The 20,711-nt window shown below is 52.4% G+C and carries 16 protein-coding genes; 8 read left to right on the forward strand and 8 right to left on the reverse strand.

The window, feature by feature from the left end; genetic code table 11:
• The first annotated feature begins 26 nt into the window (after nucleotides 1-26).
• The 5 genes from ftsE (at nucleotide 27) to ABH899_RS26295 (ending at nucleotide 5,936) form a co-directional block, all read left to right on the forward strand.
• Nucleotides 27-713, forward strand: a complete 687-nt coding sequence (gene ftsE, locus ABH899_RS26275) for a cell division ATP-binding protein FtsE (RefSeq protein ID WP_370001697.1) — start codon at nucleotides 27-29, stop codon at nucleotides 711-713.
• A complete protein-coding gene (gene ftsX / locus ABH899_RS26280; RefSeq protein WP_370001699.1) occupies nucleotides 703-1,620 on the forward strand; it encodes a permease-like cell division protein FtsX in 918 nt (305 codons plus the stop codon). Before ftsE ends, ftsX begins: the two co-directional genes overlap by 11 nt.
• A 44-nt stretch (nucleotides 1,621-1,664) precedes the next feature.
• Entirely contained in the window at nucleotides 1,665-2,921 is a 1,257-nt protein-coding gene (locus ABH899_RS26285) for a murein hydrolase activator EnvC family protein (protein ID WP_370001701.1), read from the forward strand.
• Nucleotides 2,922-3,016: 95 nt separating this feature from the next.
• Nucleotides 3,017-4,471: a S41 family peptidase gene (locus tag ABH899_RS26290; RefSeq protein WP_370001703.1), complete on the forward strand. Its 1,455-nt coding sequence runs from the start codon at nucleotides 3,017-3,019 to the stop codon at nucleotides 4,469-4,471.
• 175 nt (nucleotides 4,472-4,646) lie between these two features.
• Nucleotides 4,647-5,936, forward strand: a complete 1,290-nt coding sequence (locus ABH899_RS26295; RefSeq protein ID WP_370001705.1) for a PDZ domain-containing protein — start codon at nucleotides 4,647-4,649, stop codon at nucleotides 5,934-5,936.
• A gap of 248 nt (nucleotides 5,937-6,184) precedes the next feature.
• Here the strand turns inward: ABH899_RS26295 and ABH899_RS26300 are convergent, their stop codons facing one another.
• Entirely contained in the window at nucleotides 6,185-7,012 is an 828-nt protein-coding gene (locus ABH899_RS26300; RefSeq protein ID WP_370001707.1) for a flagellar motor protein MotB, read from the reverse strand.
• Nucleotides 6,996-7,796, reverse strand: a complete 801-nt coding sequence (locus ABH899_RS26305; protein WP_370001709.1) for a flagellar motor protein — start codon at nucleotides 7,794-7,796, stop codon at nucleotides 6,996-6,998. Before ABH899_RS26305 ends, ABH899_RS26300 begins: the two co-directional genes overlap by 17 nt.
• A 290-nt stretch (nucleotides 7,797-8,086) precedes the next feature.
• On the opposite strand from ABH899_RS26305, the gene uvrB reads away from it, so the two are divergent.
• Nucleotides 8,087-10,084 carry an excinuclease ABC subunit UvrB gene (gene uvrB / locus ABH899_RS26310; RefSeq protein WP_370001711.1) on the forward strand — a complete coding sequence of 666 codons (1,998 nt, stop codon included), beginning with the start codon at nucleotides 8,087-8,089 and terminating at the stop codon, nucleotides 10,082-10,084.
• Between the two features lie 469 nt (nucleotides 10,085-10,553).
• The gene (gene uvrA / locus ABH899_RS26315) at nucleotides 10,554-13,445 is read left to right on the forward strand and encodes an excinuclease ABC subunit UvrA (protein ID WP_370001713.1); all 2,892 of its coding nucleotides are present in this window, start codon (nucleotides 10,554-10,556) and stop codon (nucleotides 13,443-13,445) included.
• 264 nt (nucleotides 13,446-13,709) lie between these two features.
• Here the strand turns inward: uvrA and ABH899_RS26320 are convergent, their stop codons facing one another.
• Nucleotides 13,710-15,326 carry a nitrite/sulfite reductase gene (locus ABH899_RS26320; RefSeq protein WP_009677005.1) on the reverse strand — a complete coding sequence of 539 codons (1,617 nt, stop codon included), beginning with the start codon at nucleotides 15,324-15,326 and terminating at the stop codon, nucleotides 13,710-13,712.
• Nucleotides 15,327-15,630: 304 nt separating this feature from the next.
• Between ABH899_RS26320 and ABH899_RS26325 the strand changes: the two genes are divergently transcribed.
• The gene (locus ABH899_RS26325; protein WP_009677089.1) at nucleotides 15,631-15,831 is read left to right on the forward strand and encodes a DUF2759 family protein; all 201 of its coding nucleotides are present in this window, start codon (nucleotides 15,631-15,633) and stop codon (nucleotides 15,829-15,831) included.
• Nucleotides 15,832-15,909: 78 nt separating this feature from the next.
• Here the strand turns inward: ABH899_RS26325 and ABH899_RS26330 are convergent, their stop codons facing one another.
• From ABH899_RS26330 to ABH899_RS26350, 5 genes are all read right to left on the reverse strand, one after another.
• The gene (locus ABH899_RS26330) at nucleotides 15,910-16,878 is read right to left on the reverse strand and encodes a sugar phosphate isomerase/epimerase family protein (protein ID WP_009677027.1); all 969 of its coding nucleotides are present in this window, start codon (nucleotides 16,876-16,878) and stop codon (nucleotides 15,910-15,912) included.
• 154 nt (nucleotides 16,879-17,032) lie between these two features.
• Nucleotides 17,033-18,184, reverse strand: coding sequence for an MBOAT family O-acyltransferase (locus ABH899_RS26335; RefSeq protein WP_218231301.1), 1,152 nt, complete (start codon nucleotides 18,182-18,184; stop codon nucleotides 17,033-17,035).
• Nucleotides 18,185-18,337: 153 nt separating this feature from the next.
• The gene (locus tag ABH899_RS26340; RefSeq protein WP_370001715.1) at nucleotides 18,338-19,243 is read right to left on the reverse strand and encodes a hypothetical protein; all 906 of its coding nucleotides are present in this window, start codon (nucleotides 19,241-19,243) and stop codon (nucleotides 18,338-18,340) included.
• Nucleotides 19,244-19,254: 11 nt separating this feature from the next.
• Nucleotides 19,255-20,448 carry a class-II aminoacyl-tRNA synthetase family protein gene (locus ABH899_RS26345; RefSeq protein ID WP_370001716.1) on the reverse strand — a complete coding sequence of 398 codons (1,194 nt, stop codon included), beginning with the start codon at nucleotides 20,446-20,448 and terminating at the stop codon, nucleotides 19,255-19,257.
• Between the two features lie 4 nt (nucleotides 20,449-20,452).
• Nucleotides 20,453-20,704: an acyl carrier protein gene (locus ABH899_RS26350; protein ID WP_009677019.1), complete on the reverse strand. Its 252-nt coding sequence runs from the start codon at nucleotides 20,702-20,704 to the stop codon at nucleotides 20,453-20,455.
• Nucleotides 20,705-20,711: the final 7 nt, after the last annotated feature.

Here is a 20,711-nt window from a genome sequence, read left to right on the forward strand (position 1 = left end):
TCCGCCGTTAACAGGAAGTGATGATTTTGATCGAAATGCAGGATGTCTGGAAAACGTATCCTAACGGAACTCATGCGCTGCGGGGGATCGATGTCAAGGTCGACCGCAACGAATTCGTTTATATTGTCGGCCCGTCCGGCGCCGGTAAATCTACTTTTATGAAGATGATCTATCGGGAGGAAAAACCTACAAAAGGGCAAATATTTGTGAACGGGTTTAATATCGAGAAGCTTAAACAACGGAAAATCCCGTATGTGCGCCGCAACATCGGCGTTATTTTTCAGGATTACCGGCTGCTGCCGAAGATGACCGTCTATGAAAATATTTCTTTTGCGATGGAAGTTATCGAGGCACCGAAGAAGTTGATCAAAAAGCGCACGATGGAAGTACTCGACCTCGTGCACTTGAAGGATAAGGCCAATTCTTTCCCGGGACAGCTCTCTGGCGGTGAACAGCAGAGGATCGCAATTGCCCGGGCAATAGTGAACAACCCGGCCGTGATTGTCGCCGATGAGCCGACAGGCAACCTGGATCCCGAAACCTCGTGGGGAATCATGAAGCTTCTGGAAGAAATCAATTTCCGTGGAACGACGATCATGATGGCGACCCACAACAAAGAAATCGTCAACACGATGCGCAAACGCGTTATCGCTATCGAGAACGGGATTATTGCCCGTGACGAGCTGCGAGGTGAGTACGGTTATGAAGAGTAGGACAATGGCCCGCCATCTGCGGGAAGGCTTTCGCAACATCATTCGCAACGGATGGATGACCTTCGCGTCGATCAGTTCCATCACTATTTCGCTTTTTATACTGGGCTTATTCCTGCTGCTGTCATTGAATGTGAATTATGTGGCAGATCAAATAGAGAAACAAGTCGAAATCCGCGTGTACATGGATTTGAACATTACGGAAGATCAGACCAACCAGTTGAAGCAGGAGCTGAATGCCCTGCCCGAAGTCCAGAAGGTCACTTTCGTTTCGAAGGAGCAAGGGCTTGAAGATCTCCGGAACCGTCTCGGGGAAGAAGGAAAAGGGTTCCTGGAAGGGTTCGAAGGCGACGAGAATCCGCTGCCGCCTGCTTTTAAAGTCGAGGTTAAAGACCCCCGGCAAGTGGCGGGAGTTGCAGATAAAATCAACAAGCTTAACGAAGGCAAGGAACCGAAGCCGATCGGCAGCGTCAAGTACGGCCAGGGCACGGTTGAGAACATGTTCAAAATTACGCAAATTGTCCGCAACGTCGGACTCGTTCTTGTAGCGCTTCTCGCTTTTACATCCGTATTTCTGATTGCCAACACCATCAAGCTTACCATTGTCGCCAGACGCAGAGAGATCTCGATCATGAAGCTGGTCGGCGCGACGAACGCTTTTATCCGCTGGCCGTTCTTTATCGAAGGGGCTCTGCTGGGAATCGGCGGTTCCGCCATACCGGTGGCCGTGCTCCTGTACGGGTACAACAAGCTGGTGGAGTCCAGCAAGTCGGACCTGAGTATGGTCTTTATCAAATTAAAGCCTTTTGCCGAAATCAGTTATGTCATTGCCGGACTGCTGTTATGCCTGGGTTTCCTTATCGGAATTTGGGGCAGCATCATCTCCGTGCGCAAGTTTCTCAAAGTGTAGACGTGAATGGGCGCATGCACAATGTGTAAGAGGAGGATCAACACTTGAAGAAAAGACTCATGCCTTTAGTGGTTGCACTCGGAATCTCGACAACATTGCTGCCGTATGCGGTGGCCAACGGGGCTTCCAACTCGGCCAAAATCGATCAGGAAATTTCGAATATGAAGAAAATGAAGTCCGCAGCCGAACAGAAGGCGAAGGACGTTCAAAATCAGCTTACACAGGTTCAGCAGGAAAAACAGGAAACCGCCAAGGATATCGAAACCTTGATGGACCAGCTCGACAGCGCGACGGCCAAACTTTCCGGCTTGAACGTCCAGATCGAGAACACGACCGAGGACCTCGAAGACAACGCCAAGCAGCTGGACGAAGCGGAGAAGCGGGTTGAAACCCGGGACGAGCTTTTGAAGAAGCGTATGCGCATTATGTACGAGAACGGTTCGGTATCTTATCTGGAAGTCGTCCTGAACTCCACGAGCTTTTCGGATTTTATCGACCGGATGTCGGCGCTGAAATCTATCGTGGGCCAGGATAAAGAGATTCTGGAAGCGAACAAGAAAGACCGCGCCCTTGTGGCCGAAAAGAAACAGCAGATCGAGAAACAGCTGGCTTATGTGAAAAATCTGTACGCGCAGACGGAAGATCTTAAGCAGGATCTCCTCGTCAAAGAAAAAGCAAAAGAAGTGAAAATCGCATCCCTGTCCGCCGAGCAGCAGCATTTGGAAGAGATTAGCAGCGATCAGGAACAGGCGATTATGGAATATGCGAAGAAAGAATCCCAGCTTCAGGCCAAGAAAGCAGCCGATGCGAAAGCTGCAGCGGCGGCTGCGGCGGCAGCCGCGTCGAAGAATTCATCGTCTATCGGCGGCTCCAGCGGTGGCGGTCCGGCAACGGGTTCCGGAGGCAGCATGGGCTATCCGCTTCCGAAGAGAGTTTCGCTGTCATCCGGTTACGGAGGCCGTGTAGACCCGATCAACGGCTCCTTCGCCGGTCATACGGGAATTGACATGCCTTCTCCGCAAGGAACCGATATTTATGCGGCGGAATCCGGCACCGTTCTGGTTGCTTCCGAGTGGAGCGGCTACGGCAACTGTGTCATTATCGATCACGGGGGCGGCGTTTGGACCCTATACGGACATATACGTAACGGAGGCATTAAGGTTTCCAAAGGTCAATCCGTGAAACGCGGCGAGAAAATCGCAGAGGTAGGTTCAACGGGAAGATCAACGGGGAATCACTTGCATTTCGAAGTCCGGATCAATTCGAAACCGGTCAATCCGTCCAGCTATATCGGCTATTAAGGTTTTCGGCGACTGGCACTCATAAATTGGAAGAGCTTGTCATACACTAACAAGAGCAGCTCATAAGGGTGCAAGTACAAAGGTGGTGAACGGCAGTGCAATTCAAAGGGCGTACGGTGATCGCATTCGTTCTGCTGGGGATGTTTGCAAGCAGCATTCTGACGCTGACCTTTACGGGCAGAAATCTGCTGCCTCTCGGGAGCAAATCCGTCGGAGCTTCGGCAACCGCAGGAAGTTCGGGACTCAGCAGTCAAGACGTCGGCAAAATTGCAAAGACGTACCAGCTGATCGAGAACAAGTATTTGAACAAGGTCGATCACGACAAAATTATGAACGGCGCCATCAACGGAATGCTGGAGTCGCTTGAAGACCCGTATACCGTGTATATGGATTCCAATGAAGCGAAGCAGTTCAGCGAGAGCATCAATTCTTCGTTCGAAGGAATCGGGGCAGAGGTTACGTCGGAAGACGGCAAAATCAAAGTCGTTTCCCCGATCAAGGGATCGCCGGCCGAGAAAGCCGGAATCATGGCTAACGATGTAATCGTATCTGTCAACGGTGAAAAATTGGACGGTCTAACCGTTAATCAGGCGGTCGTCAAAATCCGCGGCCAGAAAGGCACTCAGGCCAAACTGGAGATTTTGCGGCAGGGTTCGACGGAGCCGGTTCAAGTGGTTGTAGTCCGTGACGAAATCGACATTGAGACGGTTTTCGGCGAAATGCTTGAGGGCGGCATCGGCAAGATCGAAATCCGCCAGTTTTCGGCAAATACCACGGAGCACTTCCAGCAGGAGCTGAAGAAGCTGGAGACGCAGGGAATGAAAGGGCTCGTAATCGACGTCCGGAACGATCCCGGCGGTCTTCTCAACGTTGTGATAGATATTGTCGAGCCGTTTGTGCCGAAGGGCAAACCGATCGTACAGATCGAAAACCGGGAAGGCAAACGGGAAGCGACTACGTCCAAGGACGGCAGCAAGAAGTATCCGGTTGTCGTGCTGACGAATAAGGGAAGCGCCAGCGCTTCGGAGATTTTGGCGGGAGCGTTTAAAGAAGCGGTCGGCAGCAAGACCGTTGGCGAAACTACGTTCGGCAAAGGCACCGTGCAGGAAACGTATGTGAAGGAAATGGGAGACGGCAGCAATATCAAAATGACCGTCTACAAGTGGCTGACCCCGGACGGGAACTGGATCCACAAGAAGGGGATCGAACCGGATATCGCGGTCGAGCAGCCGGCATTCTTCAAAGCATCGATTCTGTCCAAGAAAGATACTTTAAAGCCGGACAGCAATAGCGACGATGTGAAGAACCTGCAGCTGATGCTGACCGGTGTAGGTTATGAACCGGGCCGGACAGACGGCTACTACAACAGCAAAACGGCGGATGCCGTCAAGGCGTTCCAGAAGAGCAGCGGTCTGCCCGTGACCGGTAATGTGGATGCGGCGACGGCCAAGAAGCTGGAAAGCGCCGTTCTGGAAGCCGTTAAGCTTCCGAAGAATGACAACCAGCTGAAAGCGGCCGTTAAAGAGCTGCAGACCCAGCTTTCGAAATAAAAGAGGGACGGTAGGACTTTGTGCGCTCCGGCGCGGGTCCGGCCGTCCTCTTCTTTTTGCCAATTGCATGGGGACGGAAGGAAATGAAGGGGGCGGGTCGAATGTATATAACTAAGTCGGACCGTCGGATTTTTTACAAAAAAGAAGCGTGTTTCGAGCCTCGAGGGAGTGAGTTATGGACATTATTGCGGAAATTGCCGGACGTTTCTTGACGGCGTTCGGCCGGTTATGGCTGAACCCTTTTACGTATATCGGACTTCTTCTCGTCCTTCTGCAGTACCGGAAACAAATTCAATTTGAGCGAAAATTGTTTGCCACCCGCCTTCATTCCCTGATCGGGGAGACCTGGCGGACTTATTTATGGGGCTGGGTCGCGGGACTTGGCGTATCGGTCGTTATGCTGTTCGTAGGCGTCTCCCTGCAAGCCGATACGATTCTGCTGCTGTGGGGCCTGTCCGTCGCGATGATTCTCATCCGCATCCGGTTTCTGTGCCTCGCTTATTCGGTGGGACTCCTCGGTATTCTGCAGGTTGTGTTGGCCGGACTGCCCGCCCCTGGCGGGGACGGTTTCTGGAGCAGCGTGGCTGCCGCGGTAAGGAATGCGGACGTTCCTTCCCTGCTTGCTCTGGTAGCCGTCCTACATGCGGCGGAAGCCCTGTTGATCCGCTCGCAGGGAGCCCGGATGGCGAGCCCCATGTTCTACGAGGGCAAGCGGGGCAAGATCGTCGGAGGCTACCAGCTCCAGGGATTCTGGCCGGTGCCGCTTTTCCTCGCGGTTCCGGTTCAAGCGGGTACAGGAGCGGCTGATTTTCCCTGGTCGCCGCTGTTTACCGGCGATGCTCTGATGGCGGGCTGGAGCTTGCTCGCATTCCCCGCCATGATCGGGTTTACGGAGCTGACGATGACCCGGCTTCCGAAGGAGAAGGTGGGGCGAAGCTCCGCTATGCTGCTGGTCTATGCAGCGGTGCTCTTCCTCTCCGCGCTGCTTGCGCAGGTCTGGAGTCCGTTCACCGTTGTCGCTGCCGTGCTTGGAATTGTGCTGCACGAAGCGGTGATCTGGTACGGACGATGGGAAGAAGCGCAGCGCAGCCCGTGCTTTATCAACCAGCCCCGCGGGCTGAAGATTCTGGCGGTGGTGCCCGGTAGCCCCGCCGCCGAGCTGGGGCTGAGACCCGGAGAGCTTGTACACAAGGTAAACGGCGTCCGGGTCCACAGCAAAACCGAGCTGCACCAGGCGATCCAGGTGAGCTCGGCGTACTGCAAGCTGGAGATCGTCGACATGGAAGGCGAGATCCGTTTTCACAAGCGGGCCGTCTTCGCGGGTGAACATCATCAGCTGGGCATCGTCATCTGCCCGGATCAGGATGCCGTTTATTACGTCGAAATCCGGCAGCTGCCGCTGCTGACTTATTTTACGAGAAAGCTGACGGGGCTGTTGACGAAACGTTCGGAAGAAACCTTGTAGGGAGCGAACGGAGCGAGTTCCGCGGGGAAATCGGTTCTCAAACGCGCATGTCCGCCTTCTGCTCGCTGCCGAGCAGTTTAGAGACAGGCGGAAGCAGACGCTGCAGGAACTGACACACCGGCTTGCGGGCTCTTCATCCAAATAAAAACCTCGACATCACCTTATGGTGACCGTCGAGGTTTTTTTAGCGCTGCGATGCAGGCGGGAGGGAAGGAAAGTTTCCCAAACCTTTACAATAGGAGCGTGAACTAGTTAGCTTTTGCTGGAGCCGCTTCCGCGACAGCTGCCGGCGGCGCTTCTTTCTGTGGCTGCGGCTGCTGCTCGTCATTTTGGAACTCCCTCAATACGACGATCTCCACACGCCGGTTCTTGGCGCGGTTCTCTTCGCTTGTGTTAGGCATTTTAGGAACGGTATCCGCATAAGCCGTCGCCATCAGATGATCATCGCTCAGTTTAGCCGTATTCGTAAAATAACGGAGTACGGAAAGCGACCGCGCAAACGAGAGTCCCCAGTTATCTTTGTAAGTCGATCCGGATGAAATCGGAATATTATCGGTATGCCCTTCGATGCTGACCCGGTTGCTCAGCGTAGGTAGAAGGGTAGCGAGCTTTTCAAGTACGGGATAAGCGGCCGGTTTAAGATCGGCTTTACCCAGATCGAACAGGAACAGATCGTTCAGCGTAATGGCGATGCCCCTTGGTGTATCCGATGCGGAAACTTTAGCTTCCAGGTTGTTATCTTTGATGTACGCCTGAATCGCTTGAAGCATGTCCTTGAGCTGCTGCTCTTTCTTGGCCGCTTCTTCCGCGGAGGTATCCTTCTTAGGCTTAGTTCCGTCGCTCGCCGTGGGTATAATCGTGCCGGAAATTCCGCTGCCTTGAGGCAGAAGGGATTCATTTTTCATAAATTGCGAATTCAGGGCCTTGGCCATAGTCTCGTATTTGTTCATATCGACTTTGCTCATCGCGTACATGACGATAAAAAATACCAGGAGCAGTGTAATCAAGTCGGAATAAGTAATCAGCCAGCGTTCATGGTTCACGTGTTCTTCTTGTTTCTTACCTCTCTTCCGCAAGAACGGCACCCGCCTCTCCGCTGCTTTGCTTATCGGCATTCTTCTCGTGAACGAAGGAAGCCAGCTTTTTGCGGATCAACTGAGGATTCTCACCGGCCTGTAGAGCCAGAATGCCTTCCAGCATCAGTTCCATTTCGGAAATTTGCTCTTTGCCGCGCAGCTTGATCTTGTTGCCGATCGGCAGATAGACCACGTTGGCGAACATAACGCCGTACAGGGTGGCGGAGAAAGCGACCGCGATGGCCGGACCGAGTGTGGAAGGGTCGGACAAGTTGCCGAGTACGTGAATAAGCCCGAGCACTGTTCCGATAATTCCCATGGTCGGAGAGTAGCCGCCTGCGGCTTCGAACATTTTGCACATGCCGTCGTTGCGGTGTTCGATGGAATCCATTTCAAGCTCCAGAATCTGCCGGGTAAGCTCCGGATCCGTTCCGTCTACGACCATCATAAGACCGTCTCTCAGAAAAGGATTGGGATGCTCTTGGGCTCTCTGTTCCAGGGCCAGTACGCCTTCGCGGCGGGCGATGGAAGCCATGTCGACGATTTCGTCGATGGTGGCGGTCGTGTCCCGCTGGGTTTGCTTGAATGCGATTCCGAGCGCTTTCGGAATTTTTTTGAGTGTTGCTACCGGGAAACTCACCGCGACTGCACCGAAGGTGCCTCCGAAGACGATCAGCATGGCACTTGGAACGAGGAGCGAGGTCAGATGACCGCCGTCCCACATGTATCCCCCGATTAGTGCCCCCAAGCCGAGTATAAGCCCTAACAATGTTGCCAAATCCACGATTGACCACCTCTAGAATCGAAATATGTTCATGATGCAGACCAGGCTGCCGCCTAAAATAAGGAAATGAAAATGAGTCTGAATATTTGCAACCGGATCATAAAAAGAGTATAATTATACGGGAACACATATTCTTATTTCCGGCAGCCCGAATATCTCCGTTGTAGGTAAGTATATATGTTCTATATCGGAGCAAGACGGGTAAAAGTTTATAGGTATTAAGACAGGCATACGGGGTGCAAGCCGCCGCGTGCTTTTAAATTTGACTACCTGACGGTGGGTGATAAATTTTGAGTGAAATAATCAAGAGCACGAACAAGTTTGAACTCGTATCGGATTTTTCTCCTCAGGGAGACCAGCCTTCCGCGATCCAAGAGCTCGTCAAAAGCATACAGAACGGGACGAGGCACCAGACGCTTTTGGGCGCAACGGGTACGGGAAAGACGTTTACGGCGGCTCAGGTCATTGCCCAGCTAAACCGTCCGACCCTCATTATTGCGCACAATAAGACGCTGGCGGCTCAGCTTTGCAGCGAGTTCCAGGAGTTTTTTCCGAACAACGCCGTGTCTTATTTCGTCAGCTACTATGATTACTATCAGCCGGAGGCTTATATAGCTTCTTCGGATACGTATATAGAGAAAGACTCCAGCATCAATGAAGAAATCGATAAGCTCCGCCATTCGGCGACGAGTTCTTTGTTTGAACGCAGAGACGTTATCATCATAGCGAGCGTGTCGTGTATTTACGGCCTCGGTTCACCTGCGGAATACGGATCGCTGCTGCTGTCGCTGCGCACCGGAATGGAGAAGTCCCGCAACGAGATTCTTCACCGGCTTGTGGACATCCAGTATCAGCGCAACGATATGAACTTCGTGCGCGGCACGTTCCGTGTCCGTGGCGATGTCATTGAGATTTTCCCGGCTTCCCGAAGCGAACAGGCCGTCCGTGTGGAACTGTTCGGGGACGAGATCGAGCGGATCACCGAAATCGACGTGCTTACGGGCGAGATTCTGGGTGAACGCGACCATATCGCGATTTTTCCGGCGTCTCACTTCGTAACGAAAGAAGATACGATGAAGCGTGCGCTGGTGAACATCGAGCGCGAGCTGGAGGAGCGGCTCGAGGAACTGCGCGGCAAGGGCAAGCTGCTCGAAGCGCAGAGACTGGAACAGAGAACGCGCTACGACATCGAAATGATGGCGGAGATGGGCTTCTGCTCCGGGATCGAGAACTATTCCGGGCCGCTGACGTTCCGCGAACGCGGGGCGACGCCTTATACGCTTCTCGATTATTTCCCGGACGACATGCTGGTGATGGTCGACGAGTCCCACGTGACGCTGCCCCAGATCCGTGCGATGTACAACGGGGACCGGGCGCGCAAGGAAGTGCTGGTCGAGCACGGATTCCGTCTGCCGTCCGCGCTGGATAACCGTCCTCTGCAGTTCGAGGAGTTCGAACGCAAGGTGAATCAGATCGTTTATATCTCGGCAACGCCGGGGCCATACGAGCTGGAACACTGTCCGGAGATGGTTCAGCAGATTATCCGTCCGACCGGACTGCTTGATCCGATCATTGAAGTGAGGCCAACCAAAGGTCAGATCGACGACCTCATCGGCGAGATTCAAGACCGGATCGCCAAGGACGAGCGGGTTCTCGTGACGACCCTCACGAAGAAGATGTCCGAGGATTTAACGGATTACTTCAAGGAAATCGGCATTAAGGTGCGTTATCTGCATTCCGATATCAAGACTTTGGAGAGGATGCAAATCCTCCGCGACCTGCGGCTCGGTACCTTCCACGTTCTTGTGGGAATCAACCTGCTCAGGGAGGGGCTTGATTTGCCGGAAGTTTCGCTGGTGGCTATTCTGGATGCCGACAAAGAAGGCTTCCTCCGCGCGGAACGTTCGCTGATCCAGACGATCGGCCGGGCGGCCCGGAATGCGAATGGACGCGTGATTATGTACGGCGATAAAATTACGGATTCCATGGATAAGGCGATTAAGGAAACCGAACGCCGCCGGACCATACAGGAAGCCTACAATATAGAACACGGGATAACCCCGCAAACCATTGCGAAGAAGATTCGCGACGTAATCGAGGCGACGAAGGTCGCCGAGGAGAAGACGGAATACCTGGCAGAAGTGAAGACAGGCAAGATGTCCAAGAAAGATCGCGCCGCGGTAATCGAACGTCTCGAGGCAGAGATGAAAGATGCGGCGAAGAGTTTGCAGTTTGAAAGAGCTGCGGAATTGCGCGATGCTCTTCTTGAACTGAAAGCGGAAGGTTAGGATAGCAACGATGCGGCACAGACAGGCAGGAGAACAGAAAGGGATCCTGCCTGTCTGTCTGCTTATATCCGGCCCAATCGGGGCATAACTGGTACTAAGCGAGGCAAATATGGTAAATAGAGTACCTGTACCCGTATAGTTGGGGATGACAGTTGCACAATTGATAGATTATCGTATATATTGACGTATATACGTTTTGATTAATATTTTAATGGGACCCGCGTCCAAGCGACAGCTGGACGAAGGGTTTTGTTCATAGATATCTTTTTGGTGTGAATCTGTTCTGCTATATTCGAAGAGTCGGTATGTACAAGCCGGAACAGACAATAGAGACTGGATTTTGAAGCGTGTGGAGCATCAAAGAGATTAACTAACAGGAAGCTCAGCCTTCGAACCCGGAAAGGGAACCTTTCAGATGTTCCGGGGAAAGGACTGGATGGCCTGCGAATAGAGAGGGTGTACGTACAAGGTGGCCAGAGAAAACATAGTCATTAAAGGGGCACGGGCACACAATCTGAAAAACATTGATGTGACCATTCCGCGCGACAAGTTTGTCGTGCTTACGGGACTCAGCGGTTCCGGGAAGTCGTCCCTGGCCTTCGATACCATTTATGCGGAAGGACAGCGCCGTTATGTTGAATCGCTGTCTGCTTATGCGCGGCAATTTTTGGGACAAATGGACAAGCCGGACGTCGATTCCATCGAAGGGCTTTCACCGGCGATCTCGATCGACCAGAAGACCACCAGCCGGAATCCCCGTTCTACGGTTGGAACCGTTACGGAGATTTACGATTACCTGCGTCTTCTCTTCGCGCGTATCGGGAAACCGCACTGTCCCGTACACGGCATTGAGATTACTTCCCAGACCGTCGAACAAATGGTCGACCGGGTGATGGAATATCCGGAACGGACGAAGCTGCAAATCTTGGCTCCGCTTGTTTCCGGACGGAAAGGCGAGCACACCAAGCTGCTGGCCGATATTCAGAAACAGGGTTTCGTCCGCGTGCGTGTTAACGGAGAAATCATGGATCTCTCCGACAAGATTACGCTGGAGAAAAACAAAAAGCACAACATTGAAGTCGTGGTTGACCGTATCGTCGTTAAAGACGATATTCAAAGCCGGTTGGCGGATTCCCTGGAGACGGCGCTGAAGTTGTCCGAAGGCCGCATTATCGTCGATATTATCGACCAGGAAGAACTGCTCTTCAGCCAGAATCTCGCCTGCCCGGAGTGCGGGTTCAGCATTGATGAATTGTCTCCGCGCATGTTTTCCTTTAACAGTCCGTTCGGAGCCTGCCCGGAGTGTGACGGTCTTGGCAGCCAGATGATTGTAGATCCGGATCTTCTGGTGTCCGATCCGAACAAGACCATCAACCAGGGAGCCTTTGAAGCTTGGGCGGGAAGCACGTCCACTTACTACCCTCAATTCCTGGCGGCCGTTTGCAGCCATTATCAGATTCCGATGGATGTTCCGGTGTCGGAACTGAGCCAGGAGCAGTTCAAAATCATTCTGTATGGCACAGACGGGCAGCGTGTCCGCTTCCGTTATCAGAATGAATTTGGAACCGTCAAGGACGCTTACGTGCCGTTTGAGGGCATCGTGCGGAACTTGGAGCGCCGTTATCGCGATACTTTCTCGGATGGAATCCGGGAACACATTGAGGCGTACATGAGCTCCAAGCCATGTCCGAAATGTAAAGGACAGCGGCTTAAACCGGAAACCCTTGCCGTAACGGTAGGGGGAACCAACATTGCGCATGCGACAGAGCTCTCTATCGGAGACGCTCAGAACTGGTTTGAGGATCTTGACGGAGGGCTGTCCGAGAAAGAGCGGACCATCGCCAACCTGATTCTTAAAGAAATCAAAGCACGCCTAGGGTTCCTGGTAAATGTAGGGCTGGATTACTTGACTTTGCACCGGGCAGCGGGAACGTTATCCGGGGGCGAGGCCCAGCGTATCCGGCTTGCTACCCAAATCGGGTCATCCCTGATGGGTGTCCTCTACATTCTGGACGAGCCGAGTATCGGTCTCCACCAGCGTGATAATACACGACTGATTCAGACGCTGGAGCATATGAGAAATCTGGGCAACACGCTGATCGTTGTGGAGCATGACGAAGACACCATGATGGCTTCCGATTATATTATCGATATCGGTCCGGGTGCAGGTATTCACGGCGGACAAATTATCGCTCAAGGTACGCCGGAAGAGATCATGAACAATGACAACTCCCTGACGGGCCAGTATTTGAGCGGTAAAAAATTCATTCCGATTCCGGCGGAGCGGCGCAAGCCGAACGGGAAATGGCTCGAGATTAAAGGAGCCAAGGAAAATAACCTGCGCAACGTAAGCGTGAAATTCCCGCTGGGTGTATTTACGTGCGTAACGGGCGTGTCGGGATCGGGTAAAAGTACCTTGATTAACGAGATCCTGTATAAGACACTGGCACGCGATCTTAACAAAGCCAAAGTGCGTCCGGGTCTGTACCGTGAAATGAAGGGTCTGGAGCACGTGGACAAGGTGATTGATATCGATCAATCGCCGATCGGACGGACGCCCCGTTCCAACCCGGCAACGTATACGGGAGTCTTCGATGATATCCGTGATCTCTTTGCTTCCACGACGGAAGCGAAAATCCGTGGTTATAAGAAGGGCCGTTTCAGCTTTAACGTGAAGGGCGGACGCTGCGAGGCGTGCCGAGGCGACGGGATTATCAAAATCGAGATGCACTTCCTTCCGGACGTCTATGTGCCGTGTGAAATCTGCAAAGGCAAACGGTACAACCGTGAAACGCTTGAAGTCAACTATAAAGGTAAAAGCATCTCCGATATCCTGGATATGACGATAGAAGATGCCTGCGAATTCTTTGAGAATATACCGCGGATTCACCGCAAGCTTTATACCCTTCTGGACGTAGGCTTGGGTTACATGAAGCTCGGACAGCCCGGAACGACCTTGTCCGGCGGGGAAGCCCAGCGTGTGAAGCTGGCGGCGGAGCTGTACCGCCGCAGTACAGGCAAGACGATCTATATCCTGGATGAGCCGACAACGGGTCTGCATATTCACGATATCGACCGGCTGCTGAAAGTGCTTCACCGTCTAGTTGAGAACGGCGATTCGGTTCTGGTTATTGAGCATAATCTGGATGTAATCAAAACAGCCGACTATTTGATCGATCTGGGTCCTGAAGGAGGCAGCCGCGGCGGTGAAATCGTCGCAGCCGGTACTCCGGAAGCCGTCGTCAAGGTCGAAGGCTCCTATACCGGCCAATATCTCAAACCGATATTGGACCGCGACCGCAAGCGTTCGGACGACTATGCCGAGCGCGCGAAGGAACTGCTGGAGGACGCGGTCAGCTAAGGCGGGCGTCGGGAGTACTCTTAGGCACCTTGCCTCGAAGCAAAAAGGAAGCAGGAACAAAGCGGTGATTCGCTTTGCTCCTGTTTCTTTTGCGTTGGACGACAAGTAAATAAAAGAAAAACGGGCAGGATCGCTTTAGAACGATCCTGCCCGTTTTCTGTAGTTCTTTAAGAATATATGGGATTCATGAAAGCTCTGTACGAGCATAAGGGATGCTGTGGTCGGCAGCTGCACCCGAATTCAGCTCATTCTCATCCTTTCGAATTAAGAAGCTACCGTAAGGATTTCCGTCAATTTCGCCTGGAATGCAGGTGCACCTACGCGGAGGAAGAATTGATGGAACGTTTCCTCGGGGCTGCGATTTTCCTTGTAGAAACGGATAAGCTCGGCAAGCACCGGGCCTACATCGTCCCCTTTAACACGGCCTTTCAGCCCGGTGTTAAACTGGGCGCCGGGACCTAGGATACCGCCGACCGCGATATCGAACGCATCTACCGGGCCATCCGGCGTTTTAACGAGCGTACCCTGCAAGCCGATGTCCGCGATTTGCTTCTGGCCGCAGGCGTTCGGGCAGCCGATGAAGTGGATGCGGACTTCTTCGTCCAGATCAACATTGGCGTCCAGGTACTCGGCAACGCGGCGTGCGCGTTCCTTGGTTTCGACGATCGCAAGGTTGCAGAATTCGTTGCCTGTGCACGATACCGTCCGGCTCATGAAACGTTTCGGGAACGGTGTCAGACGCTGCAGCACGGTTTCCTGGAGAACATCGTCCACCCGGTCGTTCGGGATATCCGACAGAATGATGTTCTGGGACATGGTCGTGCGGATCGTGCCTTGGCCGTACTGGTCCGAGATGCGGGCCAGTTCGCGCAGCTCTTCCGCATTGAGACGGCCTACCGGAACGTTCAAGCCGACATAGCTGTAGCCATCCTGTTTTTGGGGGTGAACGCCGTCAAAATAAGCCGCTGTCCAGCCGGCGACTTTCTCTTCTCCGCGGGTTGGCATAGGACCGATCAGCTCGATGAGCTTCTCCAGGAATTTCTCCGGGCCCCAATCGGCCACGAGAAACTTCAGGCGCGCATGGTGGCGCTTCTCGCGATAACCGAAGTCACGGAAAATAACCGTTACGCCGGTAGCGACTTTCAGCACTTCTTCCGGACGCACGAAGAGGTCAAGCTGTTTGGCCAAATGGGGCTTCGCGGAAAGACCGCCGCCGACCCAAGCATGGAAGCCGAGCACTTCTTCTCCGTCAATGATTTTAACGGCCGGTGTAAAACCGAGGCAGTTAATTTCAGCATGAGCGGAGTTATATACGTTGCTGGAAATGGACATTTTATATTTACGCGGCAGGTTGGAGAAATCCTTATTCATCAAGAAGAAATCGTTTACTTCATTTACCAGGGCAGTCGTGTCCATAAGCTCATCGGGATCGATACCTGCCAGCGGATTGCCGACAATCGTACGCGGGCAGTCGCCGCAAGCTTCATAAGAATAAAGGCCGACTTCTTCCAGCCTTTTGAAGATATCGGGGAGGTTCTCAACGGTCAACCAGTGGAACTGGATCGCCTGACGCGTGGTGACGTCGACCAGATTCCGTCCGTAATCTTCCGCAATGCCGGCGAGTGCACGAGCTTGAGCGCTGGTCAATACGCCGGAGTTGATGCGGACGCGCATCATAAAATGGCCGTCCTTGGGCTTTTGTTGATAAACACCGGCCCATTTGAACAAATTCATATCGTCTTCAGGAATGGAATCGTATCCTTCCAGAGCATACTTTTCAATAATGGTACGAATCACATCGAGTCCGTCTTTTTGAAGCTTGACGAGTTCCATCTTGTTCAGTTTCGACGTGTCTTGAGCCCAGATCGGTTGATAAGCCATGCGTGGGACCTCCCTTTTTATACGTAATTCCGATAGAAAAAGTGTGAAATAAGATAGGTTGATCGTATCATATTTAGGTCAGGGCGTAAATCCGTGCAGGGCAAAAGCGGGTATAAACAATTATTATGAAACAGACAGGTTTTGTTTATAATTACCCTCCTATTCATAGAAATGAATAAATCGTGACAAACTTGTTAACATCAAGACTAGGGCCTTGCATCTTGACCCCGATAGAGCTAACATAGAGAGTAAAAGGCTATTTCGTTAAGTTACCTGGTTGGATAAATGAAGGAGGTCTCTCACAATGTTATTTGCAGAAGAGGCAGCACAAGCATCCAGTTTTTCCGGATTCGATCCATTTGTGATCATTTTTACGATCCTGATCGCAATCGGCTTGGTCCGTCTGTTTGCGGCCAAAAGAAAAAACGTTTTCGCGATCGCATTTGCGTTGGTTAGCTTGGCTGTATTCCTTTTCATGGATTTCGTCATGATCAAAGGCTGGTAACAAGCTGCCGCTTACAAATATGCAGCGCATGAAGAAAAGCCCCTTATCTGCCGATAAGAGGCTTTTCTTTTTGTTCAGTTACACCCACCACATGTCGCCGAGCGGTTCTTTGATAAGAATCTGCTGCAAGTTCTCGACGGCTTTCGTGAAGCCTTCGTTAACCGACATCAGGCCGTCTTCGTGCTCAATGCTCACGACATAGTCGTAACCGACCAGACGCAGGGCGCTGATGATATCCGCCCATGTCTTCATGTCGTGGCCGTAGCCGACGGTACGGAACTGCCAAGCGCGATCCAGCATAAGCGAGTAGGACTGCATATCCGTGATGCCGTGCTTATTCACGTTGATCGGATCGATCGAAGTATCCTTGGCATGGAAATGATGGATCGCATTTTCACGGCCGAGAATTTGAACAGCTTGAACCGGGTCGATCCCCTGCCACCACATGTGGCTCGGATCCAGGTTCGCGCCGATCACTTCGCCGGCTGCTTCACGCAGACGGAGCAGGGTGCCCGGTGTATGAACGGAGAAACCGCCGTGCAGTTCAAGGGCGATCTTCACACCGCGGTCCGAAGCGAATTTACCGGTTTCGGTCCAGTAAGGGATGACTTTATTTGTCCACTGCCAGTCGAGAATCTCCTGGAAATCGTTCGGCCAGGGAGCTACGGGCCAGTTCGGATATTTGGCATCCTCGTGATCGCCCGGGCAGCCGGAAAATCCGTTTACGACCGGGACTTCAAGCTTTTCAGCCAGTTCTAGCGTACGGATAAAATCGTCGTGGAACTGTTTGGCTACCGCCTTTTGAGGATGAAGCGGGTTACCGTGGCAGCTGAGAGCGGAAATCGTCAGACCGCGGGAATCGAACGCATGTTTAAATGCCTTTAGCTTGCTTTCGTCGGCAAGCAGTTCTTCGGGCTTGCAGTGAGCGTTGCCCGGGTAACCGCCGGTGCCGATTTCAACGGCTTCAAGGCCTTTTTCTGCAATGTAATCGAGTGCTTCTTCTAGAGGTTTTTGTCCGAAAAGGACGGCAAACACGCCTAGTTTCATTTTTGTACACCTCCACGAATTATAAAAAGAACGCGCGTACACTTATTATATCACCGCTTTGCCGGGAAATGAAGCGCACAGCCGTAACAAGTTCCAGTCAGGGAAAACCGGCTTGCTTTTCCGAAAAACAAAAAGGTCTTCCCACCTGCCTCTTTTAGAAGGGGAGATGGAAAAGACCTTTGTAAACGCGTAAGACCACGTCGGGGTTATTCAAGTTAATGATAATGGCCGCGACGACAAGAGCCTGGGTTAGCAGGCATCGCATATAGAAGTAAGGCTTGGAAACCTTTCTGCGGATGACGGTCGTCTTGCCGAGCAGATTCTCAATCGCGATAATCACCCCGTGATAAACCCCGTAGATCAGAAACAGCCACGAGAAGCCGTGCCACAGTCCCATCAGCGTCATAATGAAAATCGAAAGCCCGGCGGTCATGAGCTTGGATGGCGTTTTGCGCGAAAAGAAAATGAAGATATGATCGCGGAACCAATCCCCCAAGGTAGCGTGCCAGTTCCGCCAGAATTGAGTAAGAGTGGGAGAGAGGAACGGCTTCTTAAAGTTTTCGGGAATCGTGAAGCCCATCAGACGGCCGAAGCCGACGGCGATATCCGAGTAGCCCGAGAAGTCCATGTAAATCATCAGGTAGAACCAGATCATCAAGAAGAGGCTCTGATGGGTATGAAGCTCCTGGTCCATCACTTTGTTGAACAGATCGGTCATCCAGACGACCACGACGACTTTTTTGAAAAGGCCCAAAATAATCCGCTTCACGCCCGCCTCAAACTGGGGCGCATCGACTTTGTACGGCACTTTTACATCGGCCATGAAGTCCCGGAACTTTAAGATCGGACCGGAGGTAAACGTCGGAATGAACAGAATGTAGTTCACATAGTCGATAACCTTGGCTTGCCCATCTTTGCCGAAGAAATAGGCGAAATACAGCGCATCGATGATTTTGAGCACGTTGAACATGATGCCGAGTGTCATCACGCCGTCTGCCAAAAGCGAAACCGAGCCCTGCTTGCCGAGCATGTGAAACAGGATTACGGCGCCTATGTTGGCGAGAATGAACAGCGCGAACGCAAATTTCCGCCAGACGGGTGTACGGCACAAATAGACGAAGAATATATAATTAAGCAGCGTATAGGCGATATAGAACGCAAACAGTTTGCCGCTCCACAGAAAAAGAAAGCCGAGGTTGAACAGCAGCATCAGGATGCGTTTGTTCTGCGGCCATTTTCTCGTCGCCATCAGCACGAACACCATGCCGCACATGGCGAGCAGCGCGTTCATGTTCAAATAAAACATAACAGGACTCCTTCAACGGACGGAGAATGAGTGGGTCCACACATAAGCGGACAGGTAAGACCTCATGGGGAGGCTGGGGCTAAAACCCTTCATAGATAAACAAGCCTTGCCCGGTAAAATAAACGAGCACCAAATAAAGCATTCCTACATAAATCAGGATTTCGAAGGTTTTCTTAAAGAAAGAAGCCATTCGTCAACCTCCTTCGTAAACAGGGGAGCCCCTTCCTCCCGGTTAAGGTGGACGAGGTCGTGAAAGTACTTGGGCGCATAACGGTCCATGAGATCGAGCACGGGAACGTCCGCGGCTTTGAGACGCGCATTCACTTCCTGCTTCATGGCAGCGGTATAGGGTGGCTTTGCATGGTCCTGGCGGAATGGCATCCAAACGACGCGAAGCGGTATCCCTTTCTCTTTGGCGTCATTCAGTACCCACTGGAGCGCATCCAGGTTATCTTGCATGTCCTTGAGCGTCATCCAGTTGTAATCCTTCTCGTACCGGGCCCAGCTTTTGGTCATCGCGTCTTCCGTAGCGTACCCGTGATAAAGTTCCTTGTCGATCCAGCGGGGCTCATAAGCGAGACTCCCCTGAAAAGCCAGATTGCGGACCAGTTCTTTGCCCGCATCCAGGAAGTCGGCCCGGTACGCGTATACGTACGGCTTGTACCAGGGCTTGTTCCACGGGAACCGGTAGTCGGTTTCCATCTTGTCCAGCAGCGTATGCACATCGATGCCGATCACGAGCTCATCTTTCACGGAATATAACCCGCGCTGAAGAATCTGCTGCAAATCCGTCAGCTTCCCGTAGGATAAGCCCATTTCGACCAGCTTGGCTGCCGACTTCTCCTCGATATACGCCCCCGTAACGGAGGAATTGCCGTAAAATACGGCTCCGCTGCGCGACCAGCCGTGATGGTAGAGCGTCTTCGTAAAGTCGTCTTTACCGAACCGGCGGCTTGTCTCAAGGGGATTCCACCACATGACGAGAGCTTCAGCGACCACAAAAATAAGAAGCAGCCCCAGGACGAAGCTGTTCTTCTTGAAAAAAGCGAGTATGTTCACACGATCACTCTTTATAGGGATTTTTGTTGCCAAGCAAGGTACTGCTCACGGAAAGACGCCGGCCAGTTGGCCTCATCCATGCCGTATTGAGCGAGGAATGCAAACGCCCAGCGCTCGATGCCGAATCCTACGCAGCCGGTGACGGCGGCACGCTTGCCTACTTTGATGTCGAAGGCGTTGCCGAATGTGTTGCTGTGGAAGTTGACGGAACTGCAGGCGATGGACTTATCCAGGTACGGAATCGTCAAACGCAGTTCATATTTCATCTCCTGATTGCGCTGGAAGGACGCTTTTACCTGAAAATCGTTGGTGAAAAACGGATCGTTCGCAATTTCAAGCAAGCTGTCGACTTCCCACTCTACGGCAAGCTCTTTAATGTATTCGATGGATTTCAGACGATTTTCCTTCACGAAATCCGGTTTTCCCACAAAAATAATTTCCCGCATCGAGAAATCGAGCAGACGGCCGAAATCGGTGTGGTTCTTGGATTCGAACCGGTGACACTTCGCGACAGCCGTTACTACGATTCCGTCTCCTTCGAGAGTCTCGCCCTGCAGGCCTTCATAGCAGTGGTAGCACGTGGACGGGTTCATCGTAAATTTAGGCTTCGGCATGGTGGCGTTCAGATCGAGCGGAAGCTCGTCCTTCCAGCCGCCGGTAGCACGGATTGAGTCGGAGAAGGATTCGATCACATCCAAATCTTCGCGTAAGTGCGTGAGGAAGTGGATATGCTCCGGAAAAGAAGTGAAGTGATTCGTTTTGTTCAAGGTCTCCGAGTGAATCACGGCCGGGTAAGACTCTTCCTTCACCTGGAAGCGGTTCGCAATCTTCGTAACGAACGAATAGTCGAGAAAGCGCATGAGAGAGGAGAACGGCTCGCGGAAAATAAACAGGCCCGGCTCCAGCACCTTAATGCTCTTGCTTTCCACGAGTTCGCGGATAATGTCGCCGCTGTATGGAACGGAAACTTCGTTGCGGAACAGGACGTTTTCTTTAAAACCGAAGTCGCCCTTGGAGAAGCGTTCGATAAGACGCTCTACGCGTTCGCGGATCGCTTCGTCGCCGTTCGGGGACGTATGGACGATCCGGAGATGTCCGTCTTCCAAGGAAATTTCCTGAATGTGCTCATCCACGAAAGCGGATGCGTATTTAACCTGTCCGTGCTGGCTTTCGGAAAGCCGTCCCAGCGATATTTTGCATTCCATGGTGTTACCTCCCGGTTTTCGTGGAAATGAATTGGGCGATCTCGCGAACGGTATTCATCGGATACAGCATCAGATCCTGGTTCGTCACTTGAATGCCGTACGTTTGCTCGATATGAGCGATCAGTGCCGTGGCGCCCATCGAGTCGATAAAGCCGTAATCGAACAGATGAACATCTACGCCGAAATCGTCGTCGTCTTCTTCAATCTCATAGCGGCTTCTGATGTGTTCTTCCAGCTGCTTTATGATTTCTTCCATAGTCAGT

Source organism: Paenibacillus sp. RC84 (genome assembly GCF_041260495.1).
Classification (GTDB): Bacteria; Bacillota; Bacilli; order Paenibacillales; family NBRC-103111; genus Paenibacillus_F.